At 48.2% G+C, this 14,975-nt stretch carries 9 protein-coding genes and 1 riboswitch; of the genes, 2 read left to right on the top strand and 7 right to left on the bottom strand.

The window, feature by feature from the left end:
• Window positions 1-155: 155 nt before the first annotated feature.
• The 7 genes from carB to KU855_RS17480 form a co-directional block, all read right to left on the bottom strand.
• Window positions 156-3,374, bottom strand: coding sequence for a carbamoyl-phosphate synthase large subunit (gene carB / locus KU855_RS17450; protein WP_218532179.1), 3,219 nt, complete (start codon window positions 3,372-3,374; stop codon window positions 156-158).
• Between the two features lie 24 nt (window positions 3,375-3,398).
• Window positions 3,399-4,544, bottom strand: coding sequence for a glutamine-hydrolyzing carbamoyl-phosphate synthase small subunit (gene carA / locus KU855_RS17455; RefSeq protein WP_218532186.1), 1,146 nt, complete (start codon window positions 4,542-4,544; stop codon window positions 3,399-3,401).
• Between the two features lie 183 nt (window positions 4,545-4,727).
• Window positions 4,728-5,543, bottom strand: a complete 816-nt coding sequence (gene dapB, locus KU855_RS17460) for a 4-hydroxy-tetrahydrodipicolinate reductase (RefSeq protein ID WP_218532188.1) — start codon at window positions 5,541-5,543, stop codon at window positions 4,728-4,730.
• 52 nt (window positions 5,544-5,595) lie between these two features.
• Window positions 5,596-6,213, bottom strand: a complete 618-nt coding sequence (locus KU855_RS17465) for an FKBP-type peptidyl-prolyl cis-trans isomerase (RefSeq protein WP_218532201.1) — start codon at window positions 6,211-6,213, stop codon at window positions 5,596-5,598.
• Window positions 6,214-6,305: 92 nt separating this feature from the next.
• Window positions 6,306-7,118 carry a M48 family metallopeptidase gene (locus KU855_RS17470; protein ID WP_256261107.1) on the bottom strand — a complete coding sequence of 271 codons (813 nt, stop codon included), beginning with the start codon at window positions 7,116-7,118 and terminating at the stop codon, window positions 6,306-6,308.
• Between the two features lie 97 nt (window positions 7,119-7,215).
• On the bottom strand, window positions 7,216-7,791 hold the full coding sequence (locus KU855_RS17475; RefSeq protein WP_218532203.1) for a hypothetical protein: 576 nt from the start codon (window positions 7,789-7,791) through the stop codon (window positions 7,216-7,218).
• Window positions 7,788-9,095, bottom strand: a complete 1,308-nt coding sequence (locus KU855_RS17480; protein WP_218532205.1) for a DEAD/DEAH box helicase — start codon at window positions 9,093-9,095, stop codon at window positions 7,788-7,790. The genes KU855_RS17475 and KU855_RS17480 overlap by 4 nt, the downstream gene beginning before the upstream one ends.
• Before the next feature lie 304 nt (window positions 9,096-9,399).
• A riboswitch (cyclic di-GMP riboswitch) is annotated at window positions 9,400-9,475 on the top strand.
• A 340-nt stretch (window positions 9,476-9,815) separates the two neighbouring features.
• Between KU855_RS17480 and KU855_RS17485 the strand changes: the two genes are divergently transcribed.
• Window positions 9,816-12,473, top strand: coding sequence for a TonB-dependent receptor (locus tag KU855_RS17485; protein ID WP_218532207.1), 2,658 nt, complete (start codon window positions 9,816-9,818; stop codon window positions 12,471-12,473).
• Window positions 12,474-12,728: 255 nt separating this feature from the next.
• Window positions 12,729-14,744: an EAL domain-containing protein gene (locus tag KU855_RS17490; protein ID WP_218532208.1), complete on the top strand. Its 2,016-nt coding sequence runs from the start codon at window positions 12,729-12,731 to the stop codon at window positions 14,742-14,744.
• The last annotated feature ends 231 nt before the right edge of the window (window positions 14,745-14,975 follow it).

The raw sequence follows: 14,975 nt of genomic DNA on the forward strand, positions 1-14,975 counted from the left end.
ATTGATATGAGTACGCGCCAAAGCTTCTGAAAGTTGCATAAAAAAATCCGATGACAAGGGGTCATCGGATTTTGATCCTTTCAGTGAGATCGTCAAGCGATCTGTCTTAACTGATCGGCATTACGCCTAGGCGACCTTTTTATCAGCAAACTGAATTACTTAATCCGTTGATGTAGTTCTTGGACCGAATTAACTTTACTGCGATCATCTGCCGCATAAGCCATACACGTGGCAAACGCTGCGTTCATTGTCGTGGTGTATTGCACCTTATAACGCAGGGCACCACCACGTAACTGACGAGAATCAGCAATGGCTTGGCGACCTTCAGTGGTGTTGACTATGTAGGTGTATTCACCATTCTTAATACGGTCAAGAATATGGGGACGACCTTCATGCACCTTGTTGACCAAGCGTGGGTTAATCCCCGCCTCACCTAATACGACCGCCGTACCGTGGGTGGCGTCGATTTGATAGCCCAGCTCAATTAACTTAGCCGCTAAATCAGCAACACGTTTTTTATCGCTATTACGCACCGACAATAACGCTCGACCGGTTTTCGGAATGTCTTTAACCGACCCTAACTGCGCTTTAGCATAAGCCTCAGCAAAGGTATCACCAACCCCCATGACTTCGCCGGTTGAGCGCATTTCTGGGCCAAGCAAAGGATCCACACCGGGGAACTTGTTAAATGGCAGTACCACTTCTTTGACCGAGAAATACGGAGGGATCACTTCTTTGGTGAAGTTCTGCTCTTGTAACGACTTACCAGCCATCACACGCGCGGCAATCTTAGCCAAAGGCACACCAGTCGCTTTTGATACGAATGGCACGGTACGTGCTGCGCGCGGGTTAACTTCAATCATGTAGATTTCGTTATTTTTCACCGCAAACTGCACGTTCATTAAGCCAACCACCCCCAATTCGAACGCCAAGCTACGTACTTGAGCACGCATGCGGTCTTGAACATCTTGGCTGAGAGTATAAGGCGGCAAAGAACAACCAGAGTCACCAGAGTGAACACCGGCTTGCTCAATGTGCTCCATGATAGCGCCCACAACCACATCGGTGCCATCACAGACCGCATCGATATCCACTTCGGTCGCATCGTCTAAGAAGCGGTCCAACAATACCGGCGAGGCGTTAGATACTTTGACCGCTTCATTAAAGTAACGACGTAAGTCTTGCTCGTCATAGACGATTTCCATCGCACGACCACCCAGCACATAGGATGGACGTACCACCAGTGGATAACCAATACGCTCGGCACTGATCACCGCACCTTCAACCGTGGTCACCGTATCATTTTCCGGCTGTTTCATGCCCAAGCGTTGGATAGCTTGCTGGAAACGCTCACGATCTTCAGCTCGGTCGATAGCATCGGGACTGGTACCAATCACAGGGACACCGGCGGCTTCAAGAGCGCGAGCCAATTTCAATGGCGTTTGACCACCGTATTGGACAATCACTCCTTTCGGCTGCTCGACTCGCACGATTTCTAACACGTCTTCGAGGGTCACTGGTTCAAAGTAGAGACGATCTGAAGTGTCATAATCGGTCGATACGGTTTCTGGGTTACAGTTAACCATAATGGTTTCATAACCGTCTTCACGCAGCGCTAATGCCGCATGAACACAACAGTAATCGAACTCGATACCTTGACCGATACGGTTGGGACCACCACCTAATACCATGATTTTGTCACGGTTTGATGGGTTAGCCTCGCACTCTTCCTCATAGGTAGAGTACATATACGCTGTATCCGTTGAGAACTCGGCAGCGCAAGTATCTACCCGTTTATAAACAGGGAAGATTTCAAAACGGTGACGGGTCTTGCGCATTTCACCTTCGCTAATGCCCAGCAATTCAGCCAAGCGCGCATCAGAGAAACCTTTACGCTTAAGTTGACGCAACATCGCGGCATTAAGATTGGCCATGCCTTGTTGTTTAACGTCATTCTCTAATTGAATAATTTGCTCTAACTGTGCCAAGAACCAAGGGTCAATATTGGTCTGGGTAAAGATATCTTGCATGCTCATGCCAGCACGGAAGGCATCCCCAATGTACCAAATGCGGTCACAGCCAGGCTCTTTGAGTTCATGACGTAAACGGCTCAGTGCATCAGCATCGTTTAAATCAATGATAGGGTCGAGACCATTGCGGCCAACTTCTAAGCCACGTAAGGCTTTTTGCAATGATTCTTGGAAAGTACGGCCAATGGCCATGACTTCACCGACAGATTTCATCTGAGTGGTGAGACGATCGTTGGCACCGGCAAATTTTTCAAAGTTAAAGCGCGGAACCTTAGTCACCACGTAGTCAATCGCCGGCTCAAACGATGCAGGAGTTAAGCCGCCAGTAATATCGTTGCTAAGCTCATCCAAGGTGAAACCAATCGCAAGCTTGGCTGCAATTTTGGCAATAGGGAAACCTGTGGCTTTAGAGGCTAGCGCCGATGAGCGTGATACTCGCGGGTTCATCTCGATGATCACCATGCGACCATCTTTAGGGTTAATCCCAAACTGAACGTTAGAGCCACCGGTTTCTACGCCGATTTCGCGCAGCACCGCCATCGAGGCATTACGCATCAATTGATATTCTTTATCGGTCAGGGTTTGCGCCGGAGCCACTGTGATAGAGTCACCGGTATGAACGCCCATGGGGTCGAAGTTTTCAATGGCACAAACGATGATGCAGTTATCATTACGATCCCGCACCACTTCCATCTCGTATTCTTTCCAACCAATCAAAGATTCATCGATAAGCAGCTCTTTGGTCGGGGATAAATCCAACCCATGAGAACAGATGTCTTCAAATTCTTCTTTGTTGTAAGCGATACCACCGCCACTGCCACCCATGGTGAATGACGGACGAATAATACAAGGGAAACCCACCTGATCTAACACCTTGTAGGCTTCGTCCATTGTATGCGCTATGCCAGCACGTGGACACTCAAGACCAATTGACTTCATCGCCACATCAAAGCGACTGCGATCTTCGGCCTTGTCGATAGCATCGGCAGTGGCGCCGATCATTTCAACATTGAACTCTGCCAACACGCCTTGACGCTCAAGTTCAAGGGCACAGTTCAGCGCCGTTTGGCCACCCATGGTCGGTAAAATAGCATCGGGACGTTCTTTAGCAATAATATTGCGCACCACTTCCCAATGGATAGGTTCGATATAAGTTGCATCGGCCATTTCAGGGTCGGTCATAATGGTGGCTGGGTTAGAGTTCACCAGAATGACGCGGTAACCTTCTTCACGCAGGGCCTTACACGCCTGAGCACCTGAGTAATCAAACTCACAAGCTTGACCGATAACGATTGGGCCGGCGCCCAAGATGAGAATACTTTTTAAATCTGTACGTTTTGGCATGACTAAACTCGGCTCCCGGATGAATTACTTAGCGTTGTGACGAAATGCTTCGATCAATTCGATAAAGTGATCGAACAAAGGCGCACAATCATGGGGGCCTGGGCTCGCTTCAGGGTGTCCCTGGAAGCTAAAGGCAGGCTTATCCGTCAGGTGTATACCTTGCAGTGAACCATCAAATAGTGATTTGTGTGTTACTTCGATATTGGCCGGCAAACTCGCCTCATTCGCAGCAAATCCGTGGTTCTGACTGGTGATCATCACAGTGCCTTTGGCTAAATCAGCCACCGGATGGTTGGCACCATGATGGCCAAACTTCATTTTTTCGGTTTTAGCGCCGCTGGCCAATGCCAACAGTTGATGCCCCAAGCAAATACCAAACACTGGGATATCCGTGGTCAAAACCTGTTGAATGGCTCTGATTGCGTAATCACAAGGTTCTGGATCGCCAGGACCATTAGATAAAAACACCCCATCAGGTTGCATAGCCAAGACGACATCGGCAGGGGTTTGGGCTGGCACGACCGTGACATCACAACCGCGATCCACCAACATCCGTAAAATATTTTGCTTAACGCCATAATCATAGGCGACAACCTTATACTTTAACTCGGCTTGAGGCGTATCACTTGGTAAGCCTGACGCTAAGCGCCAACTGCCCTTGCGCCACTGGTAAATATCTTTGGTGGTTACTTCTTTAGCCAAATCCAAGCCTTTAAGACCTGGGAAAGCTTTCGCCGCTGCCAGCGCTTTAGCTTCGTCACCATCGCCCACTAAAATACAGCCAGCCTGAGCACCTTTTTCCCGCAGAATGCGGGTCAACTTACGCGTATCGATATCTGCAATACCCACCACATTGTTGGCTTTAAGATAGTCAGATAAGGATTGTTGATTACGGAAGCTGCTAGCAAGGAGGGGAAGATCTCTAATGATTAGACCACAGGCATGAACTGCATCTGATTCATGGTCTTCATCATTGGTACCGGTATTGCCGATATGGGGATAAGTAAGAGTAACGATTTGTCGAGAATAAGAGGGATCAGTGAGAATTTCTTGATACCCTGTCATGGAAGTATTAAAAACTACTTCACCAACAGCTATCCCATCCGCACCAATGGCTATGCCAGAAAATACGGTACCATCTTCGAGTACAAGTAAGGCAGACTTTGTCAACGCGACCTCCGAAAGAGCAAATCCACTGAAATTATTGGTTTTATGTTTTCGAATCTACCAATTTCCGCTTAAATACGAAATTTTGACAAATTCCGAGGATTATATAGTGATAACCCCACCAGGTCTATGCTTGGTGAGCACTATTTATAAAAAAACCGCCATTTCGGCGGTTTTATTAAAAATCTATTGGCTAAGCCCTAAAACTTGTTGCATATCATATTCCCCTGGGCCTTGGGCAGCTAACCAAATTGCTGCACGCATGGCGCCGCTAGCAAATGTCATTCGGCTCGAGGCTTTGTGGGTGATCTCTAAACGTTCACCGATATCGGCAAACATGGCGGTGTGCTCACCCACCAGATCGCCAGCACGTATGGTGGCAAAGCCTATGGTCTGTGGCGAGCGCTCACCCGTGATTCCTTCACGGCCATAAACGGCACAGGTTTCTAGGTCGCGCCCCAAGGTGTTGGCAATCACCTCTCCCATTTTAAGCGCGGTACCGCTGGGGGCATCTTTCTTGAATCTGTGATGACCTTCGATGATTTCAATATCGCAATACTCCCCCATCACCTCGGAGGCTAACTCAAGCAGTTTCCACATTAAGTTAACACCGACCGACATATTCGGGGCCAATACCACTGGGATCTTATCGGCAAAAGCGGAGATTTCTTCCTTTTGCGCACCATTAAAGCCTGTAGTACCAATAACAATGGCTTTATCATGCTTAACGCACCAATCGAGATGCTGCAGGCTTGCTTCAGGAGAAGTAAAATCAATTAACACATCAAAGCTATCCACCACGGCATCTAGACTGGAGGCAATCGCCACATCTAACTTACCTATGCCGACTAATTCCCCGACATCGATACCGACTAAACTCGAGTGCGGACGCTCAATCGCAGCCCCAATGCTAATATCGGAATGGTTGGCCGCCGCCTCAATCAAGGTGCGCCCCATGCGACCACCGGCACCAACAATGGCAACTTTAACAGGTTGATTCATTTTATCTCTCCTTAATAAAACGCCGGCTAAGCCGGCGTCATCAACTGATGGATTACAGAATATCCAGCAGCTCTACTTCAAAGACTAAAGCAGAATAAGGTGGGATAGCCGCACCAGCACCACGCTCACCGTAGGCAAGATCTTGTGGTACGTACAGTTTCCACTTAGAACCCGCAGGCATTAATTGCAGTGCTTCAGTCCAACCCGCGATCACGCCTGATACAGGGAATTCAGCGGGCTGACCACGAACCACTGAGCTATCAAAGACTTCACCATTGGTGAATGTACCGTGATAGTGAGTACGTACTGTGCTGTCCAAGCTAGGCTTTTCACCAGTACCTTCGGTGATGATTTCGTATTGCAGGCCTGATTCAGTCACGAATACGCCGTCACGCTTAGCGTTTTCAGCCAGGAATGCTTGACCTTCAGCAGCCGCAGCTTCAGCTGCTTGCTCTTGAACCAGCTGTAAACGGCGGCTGATTTCAGTAAAGGCAACTTGCAGATCTTCCATAGCCACTTGGCTATCTTTACCTTCGAATGCATCAGCTAGGCCAGCTTGTACGGCAGCGATGTCGATACCTTCGAATGGATTGGCGGCCAATTGCTCGCCCATTTGACGACCTACGCCGTAACTTGCTTGCTGTTCTACAGTGGTAAATTGTTGAGACATAACAACTCTCTCTGTCTGTGAGTTAAAAAACTGGCCGATAATAGCACATGCTTTACAAGAATTCTTGAAAGCTGAATGAGATTATCTCAGGCTTATCGGCATTGGTTATTTACGCGGCGCTTTGCCGCCTGATATTCAGCTGTCCATTGTGGATGTTCGGCTTGTAAATCTTCGATACGGCTGGTAGCCGACGGGTGGGTCGATAGCAGTTCTAGCACTTGGCCTGGACCCATGCTGGCCATTTTTTGCCATAATTGCACCGCGGCTTGGGGATTAAAGCCTGCTTGGGCCATGATGGCCATCCCTAAACTATCGGCTTCGGTTTCTTGAGCGCGACTAAACGGCAGGCTCAAGCCGACTTCAGCGCCCAGATCCAGCGCCGCCATCACGAATTCGCGCTGGTCAATTTCGGCCAAGTCCAATGCAAAATCGGCCACATTGAGTCCTAGATGTTTCATTTCCGAGCGCGAGACTTGTTCATTCCCGTGCCGAGCTAACACATGGGCTATTTCATGGGCTATCACCGCCGCCATTTGATCGTCGCTGTTAGCCACCTTCAGCATGCCGGTGTAAATACCGATATACCCCCCCGGCAAAGCAAAAGCGTTGGCTTCGGGGGAGTCAAAAACTTGCACTTGCCAGTCAATCGCACTCGGGGCCACCGCCGCTAGGCGCGAGACGATACACTCGATGTAAGCCGCTAGGCGAGGATCGCGATTCACCGGCAAGGTTTGGCGCATTTGTTCAAATCGCAATTGACCTTGCTGCGCCATATCCTGCTCGGAAAATAATAAAATTTGTTTGCGGCCAGTGGGCGACTCGTTATACGTATCGCAGCCAACAAGCGCTAACACGGCCAACAAAGTCACCATCAGTGGGCGGTTTGCCCGACCAAGATTACTCATTTAGATTTCTCAAAGGATAACGAGCCCTAAGGCCCAATCAATGGTACTAATATGGGGGTGAAAATGACAATAACAACCGCGTGCTGCGGCATAATGCCTAGGTTAGCGCAGCTGTGGGCAGGCGTAATGACTCAATGATGGCCACCAGTCGTTGCAACTTCACATTGGTTAATTGGCGATAATCAAAATACGGACACACCACTAGGCGCAAGTCCTTATCGAGGGCAAACTCATGATCGAGCCACTGCCATTGACACTGCAGGTGTTCAGAGGCTAGTAACTGCTTGGCATAAGTCCGCCCCATGATAATATGCACCGCTTGATTGCCGGTCTCATTCACAATGTCAGCGTCATTAAACATCGGCGGACTAAATAACAACGCGGTGCCACTGCCACCTTGCAATAACCGTTCATCTCGGTATTGTTGCCAACGAGCATAGCGCGTGCCGTCCTCATCCCCTGCAGCCCCCAAAGCGAACACCAGTTTGGCATAGACACTGAACACCTTGCGCCAGCCATTGCCCCCCTCAGCGCTAATCGCCGCAATTTCGCCGCTCACTAAAGGCTCCACTCCAGCGAGCTGCGTTAAGCCTATGACATTGAATCGATGTTCCATGTAGACCCTTAAATGAGCCATGGGATCGCCTAACCCTAGGGGATAATCACGGCTCATTTTCGACCTTTATTCGATTTAAATTGGCTCATACCGCTTTTCGCCATAGTGCGGCGATTGGCTTGTTTATCACGAGGAGCACGTTTACTGGTACCAGTAGAGGGCGTATCTGTGACTGGAAACGCCGCCAGAGAAAATAAAGGTAATGCCCGCGTTGTTAAGCGTCTTATGGCCTCTAATGCCGCGGTATCGGCATGGCACACCAGTGAAATCGCCAGCCCTGTCAGCCCTGCCCGCCCCGTGCGACCCACCCGATGCACATACACGGGTGCGTGCTGAGGTAAATCCAGATTAAATACCACCGGCAAGCCATCAAGATGAATACCGCGAGCTAACAAGTCGGTGGCCACTAACACCGCCAACTTGCCCGCCTTGAAATCGGCCAAGGTTTGATTGCGTACGCTTTGCGTTTGCTGACCATGCAATGGCGCAGCATTCAGGCCGGCTTTGACTAATTTTTTAGCAAAGGCATCCACATCATCACGAGCACTAATAAACACTAAGGCTTGCGACCATTGATGTTGCAGCAATAACGCCTGAAGCGCTTTCGCTTTACTGCCTTTATTGACTAAGTACAGACGCTCCTCAATGGTATCGACCACCGAGTTAGCCTCATGCGCGCGAATGTGCTGAACATCGTTATTGACCAATTGAGATAACTGTTGCTGCAGCGATGCTGACATGGTCGCCGAAAATAATAAGGTTTGGCGCTCAAGGGGAATAAATTCCAGTAAACGCTGCACATCAGGCCAAAAGCCCAAGTCTAGCAGTCTGTCGGCCTCATCTAACACCCAGTGAGTTAGCTCATTAAGATGCAGGCCATCCGTATGTAATTCCCCTTGCTGGAGCAAATCGACAAGTCGCCCGGGCGTGGCCACCAGCACTTGAGGTTGCTGTGTTAAATCCGCCAACTGGCTTTCAATGCTCACGCCGCCACATAACGTTTGTAAGCGAATAGACAGCGCCTGCGCTATCGGTAACAAGGCTGCCGTTACTTGGGCGGCTAACTCCCGTGTCGGCACAATAATCAGCGCGGCAACGCCTTGCATCTCTGGGCGATGAGGTTGCTGAGTGGCTTGATACACCGCCTGTAAAATGGGTAAGCCAAAGGCTAAGGTTTTACCACTGCCGGTTTGCGCTAACGCGATGACATCGTGCTGCTTAATTATGACCGGAATGGCTAATTGCTGCACCGATGTTGGCGTGTGCATATGGGCAGGCAAGGCCTGTATTAATGCCAATTCGACACCAAGCTTGGTAAAGGCGGAAGAGTTATCGTCACAAGCAAGGCTTGGAGGGATCATGACAGCACCAGTTTAACTATGGGAGCGAAAGTTTACTCACAGTTCCCCATGAATACCACTTTAGTTTGGCCCAAAGTCCTGCTTGGGTAAATAAGCCGCGGGAATAGCTCCACAATGCCAAAAGAGAGCGCCTCATTGGCCAAACAACAGGGCGAACACACTCGGACGATTGCCGCGCATTCGAGAGTTTGATGATAGCTATCTATGAATAGCTAGACTGCAGCACTGCAGCACTACATCATTGCCTCAACATACCAATGCTATAAATTTCAATTAGTTAAGCACGAACCTATTGAAGTTTGACGTATGCAAAGGGCAATCTAGTACGCAAAGCCACTGTTCTAAGGGTGATCATAACCTATGACAGCGGGGTTACCATCGTTAAATTAGACACTCATCAACTAAACGATACCCTTGGTGTTATTTTTTCCCTCTGCAATCTCAGTAACTCAGGTGCTGGCAAAACGCGATGCCCTGATACATGGTCAACAACGTCTAGGGGCAACATTGAAGCCAAACCATGTCCTAGATCACACCATTGCTGATAAGCAGTGAACATTAACCATCATCAATATTGCTAATCATGCTGAAACTATGATTAACTCTCGCGCCCCCAACCATAGCCTAACCCTTTTAACACCTAACGCATCGAGACGCAGCCAGTCAAGTCACCGCCTGATGCAATGTCGGTGTTTAGACCGACCAAAGAATGATCTAACGATGCAATACCGACTAATAACCAAGACTGACTGTCACCCTCTGCCCCGATTGAACACGCTAGCCAGAGCGAGGTTACTTGGCAAGCTGCGCGCGGCCCCCCAGGGGATTGTATCAGCGTTAGTATGGGCGCTCGTAGCAATAACCTTGCCTGTCGCCGCCACGCCAACCCAAGAGATTGAAGTGCTTGAGGTGCGCGGGATCCGCTCTTCAATGGATGCCTCACTCAATAATAAACGCTTCACAGATGCCGTTATCGATAGCGTCAGCGCCGAAGATGTCGGTAAATTTCCTGACAGTGATGTGGGGGAAGCCCTCGGCCGTATTCCTGGGGTGGCAGTCAATCGCCAATTTGGTCAAGGACAACAGGTCTCGATTCGTGGGGCATCCAATCAATTGACCCACACCTTGTTAAATGGCAATGCTGTCGCATCAACGGGTTGGTATGATCAACAAACCACAGATAGAAGCTTTAATTATTCGTTACTTCCCCCAGAATTAATCAGCAGCATCGACGTCTACAAATCCGCCCAGGCAGATATAAACGAAGGCGGGGTTGGCGGGACTGTCATGATTCATACCCATAAGCCACTAGCGCTCGACGCCAACACCGTACTTTTTACGAGTAGCCAGCAATATGGCAGTGTGTCAGAGCACATAGATCCTGAAGTTTCTGGCCTCTACAGCTGGAAAAGTAGCGATGAAAGCATCGGGGTGTTACTGGCGGCTAACCAGAGCGATACCCGCTATCAGCGCAATAGTATCGAATCACAAATTGGTTGGGGCGAGATTGTCCCCACCACCTTTGAACAAGATAGGCAACGTTCAGCCATCAATGCTGTAGTACAGTATCGACCGCGTGATGAGCTCGAGTTTGGTTTAAGCGTCATGCAGTTAGACATGGCAGCGAACAATGCCAACACCTCGCTATTTTTGATGTTCCCTGATGATAAAGAGGCCGCCTGTGAGCAGTGGAACGCCGCGGGGACCTGCATATTCTATCGGCGCGATGCTGATGACGCATTTCCAGGCTGGGGACAAACCTGGGTGCGCGAAGCCAGCATGGATTCGACCAGCTACGATGCTGACTTTAGCTATGACACCGATACCTATCAACTCACTGGCCGCCTAGGCACGACCCGCGCCTCGGGAGGCACCAGTTTAACGGCCAATTACGGCAGCTGGCTTGGGCAAACAAGCGATTTTACCGGCACCTATGATGCCACGGGTAAGGTCATCAATATTGATATCGTTAATAAAGCATTCACGGCCAATGATTTTAGTTCATCCCTCGCCCCTGAAACTTGGTCTTTGCGTCAACAACCGAATTCAGACAGTGAAATCTATGGCCAATTGGATCTGGAAATCCCAATAGAATTTAGGGCGTTACATACCATCAAGGCTGGTGTTCGCTGGGCCGATCATCAGGTTAAGCAAGAATCAATTGAAGGCATTGTCGATAGACGTTTACTGGCCAAGGATGCTTCCACTTACTACTTCGGGACCGTGTCTTCTGGCGGCGGTTTTAGCTTACCCAAGCCCATCATCGACGCCATGCTTAACGATGCTAAAGCAGCCGTCACAGCGTTCAACAGGGACGGGCAAGTCTATAAATCTGGCTATGGCACAATCAATGAAGCCAACCTAGCCCTGTACTTGATGACCAGTTTCGCCACCGATCGCCTACGCGGCAATGTCGGCTTACGTTATATCTCGACCCAAGTATCATCTGATTATTTTGCGCTTAACCCCGATGGCCAATATGCCGACAATTTAAGCACGGCCCACGCACGCTATTGGGATGTATTACCGAGCGCGAATATCGCCTATGAGCTGTCAACGCAGCTGTTGCTTCGGGCCTCGGCGGCGCAAGTGATTGCGCGCCCTAATTATGACGACATGTTTTCATCCTCAGCATTATCGGGCTTTGATGATGGCATTCCTGATAATCAAGTGATAGACCAAGGCAATATTGCGCTAGCCCCATTTAAAGCCACTCAAGCCGATATCGGCCTAGAATGGTATTTCGCCCCAGAAAGTCTGCTATCGGTCGGATATTTCATCAAAGATATCAGTTCCTTCATTACATCTGAGCAATTGCTTAATCAAAGCGTTGGCATTATTGATCCAGATACTGGTAAGGATAATTGGACAGTTTCGCATAAGAAAAATGGCACTGGCGGTAACATTCAAGGGCTTGAGTTTCAGCTACAAACCGCGTTTAACAATGGCTTAGGATACGCCGTCAATTACACCTTGGCAGATAGTCATGCCCCGGCTGAATTTTATCCAGATCAAGTGGGCGTCTTTTCTGATTCATCAAAACATACCGTCAACTTAACCGCTTACTATGACGCCGATAATTTTGCCGCCAGAATGGCTTACAACTGGCGCAGTGAATATATGATCCGCGAGTTACCCGGCTATTATGGCAATCGCGAACATCAAGCCTACGGAACCTTAGATATCAGCACTCAGTATCTCGTCACGGATTATTTACAGCTGACGTTTGAAATAGCCAACCTATTGAAACAAGATAGTATTCAGCTCGGAGTGGCGCCCAATCATGCCGAGGTAAAACCCGAACTCAAGAGTAACTATCCAATATTTAGTGCCGAAGGTGAAGCGCGCTATAAATTAGGAATTTCATTGCGTTTTTAATGAAAAACGCTCACCAAGGCTCGGCCAACAGCCATTCTTAACGCCTATGCATTTAGCGAAAAATTAACAATTGCGATGTTAAACAATGCACTTACCGAGATACAGATCACAAATAAGCATAACAACACAACATTGGTAGCGACTAATTAACAAGCAATGTAAGTTCACGAAATTGCAATGACAAGGATGACAGATAGCGCGCAATATCCTATCTTACGCAGCCTTTTTCTGGAGTGTTCTCCCTGGTAGTAACTGATGACTTTACGAGATGCCTTTTCCTATCTATCCCTATGGAGCCAGGGTTCTAAACTGTATTTGTCTGATTTGGCAGCCATTGCCTTATTATTGCTGCCCATTACCTTAGCTAACTCGCTGGCAATGTTGCTCGGGCATGGCTTTAATGTCATTGCATGGCATGAAGTCTCAAGTTTACTTTTTTATATCTCTGATGTGTTAATCAACCTATACCCAACGACATTTTGTATTGTCGCTAGTTATTATTTATGCCAAAAAACTAACGCCTCTAGCGCCATCTTTATTATATATGCCCTCATTCTCTTTTATATTTTATCCATAGGCAGCCAAGATTTATCGACTAGCTTTACCTTACCTAACAATCCATTACTGGCATTATTAAGTGCGTTTTTTACTTACATCTATTATTCCAACTTCCCCATTAGGCTATTAGAACCAAATTCGTTTGATTTTGCCTCGCGTTTGGCCAAGTATATATTCCACATTTTTTGTTTTTCTATCCTGGCGTTAGTGCTATCGCAATTGGTTATTTATATTAATCAATATGTTGCAGATATGATTTCAACCATAGGACTAGATCCCCTCACCTTCACCGGGGGGTTGATATACCAAACCGGCCTTGGCATCCTCGGCGCGGTGGGGATTAATGGCCACAATCTGCTGTTTACCATCAAGCAGCGAATCTATGCCGAAAGTGTCGCGAATCTTACGGCATGGCAAGCCGGTGAAGCGAGCATTAACACCATTAGCCAAGGGTTTTACGATGCGTTTCTGTCCATGGGTGGCTCAGGTAACTGCATCAGCTTACTCTTGTGCGTCTTGTGCTTCAGCCGCATTCATAACCACAAAATGCTGGCCGTCATCGCCATCCCAATGGTGTTGTTTAATATCAACGAAATCTTGCTATTTGGCCTGCCGATTTTATTTAACCCCATCATGATCATTCCTTTTATCCTAGTGCCACTGGTCAGCTTTATTGTGGTGTATAGCGCCATCACTCTAGGATTGGTACCGCCTATCATCAGTATTGTTAACTGGATGACGCCGCCTATTTTTAGTGGCTATTTGGCCATGGGCAATCAATTTGATGGGGCGATATTGCAGTTAATCGTGATAGCAATTGGGGTCCTTATCTATCGTCCATTCTACTTGGCTTATGCCGGTAAGCACTTAAAATCAACAACGACACCCGCGGCCAACTATGCCGAAGTCGAGAACTCACTGTTTGAACACTTATTGCGCTGCGTACGGATATCGAGTGCCAACAGCATTAAAAAGTCATTGGCGCAAAAAAATATCACCACGATTTTAACCCGCGGTAAATTGGTGGTCTTTTACCAAAAGATCCAATCAGTAGAGCACGGCGAGCACTATAACTATGAAGCGTTGATCCGCTATATTGACGACAAGGGCGATTTATGTCCCCCGCACTTTATCAATGATTTTCAGCTGCTCGAATCCACGCAACTACTGGATAAACTCGTGATCGAACTGGTATTAGCCGATATGCAAACCATGCACCTCCCCAGCGGTGGCAGAGTATCGATTAACATCTCGGTGGCATCGGTAGAGCAAGCCGATTTTGTCGAGCATTTATTGGCTCGATTGGCACACTACGCGATTCCAGCGCAGCGGATTGATATTGAAATCACCGAAGAGGCCATGCTCAATGACAAAGTCTATTTGACTCACGTGATGGCCGAGATCCAAGCCCAAGGTATCACTATTTCCATGGACGATTTTGGCTCAGGCTATGCGTCATTCCCGCATTTATTACAATACCCCTTTAACAAGGTCAAAATCGATCGCTCATTATTAGTCGACGCCAACACCCCCAAGGGCAAAGATATTTATCGATTGGTCGCTCAGTTAGGTCAAATCGCGCACTGCAAAATTGTCGCTGAAGGGGTTGAGACTGAGCAAGAATATCAATTCGTTAAGGACTGTGGCGTCGACTTAGTCCAAGGCTACTACCTGGCAAAACCACAACCTTTGACACAATTGACACGCCAATAATTGCGCCTCAATGCGTCTGCCAGTTAGCAATAAAAATGTATGGTCCGCCTCGTTATTGCAAATGATATTTCCGATAACGAGGTTGGTTTGCGCTAATGTATTCCGAGTCTTCATTAGGTGCTACCACCCGCTCCACGATGAGTTCCGCGCTAGATTGTCCTCAAAAAGCCCAAAGCATACTGCGTTGCTGTTTTTTATGTCAGGTCTTCAATCTAGTGGTCTGACCGTTCT

It is taken from the genome of Shewanella sp. NIFS-20-20, assembly GCF_019209865.1.
In the GTDB taxonomy this organism is placed as follows: Bacteria; Pseudomonadota; Gammaproteobacteria; order Enterobacterales; family Shewanellaceae; genus Shewanella.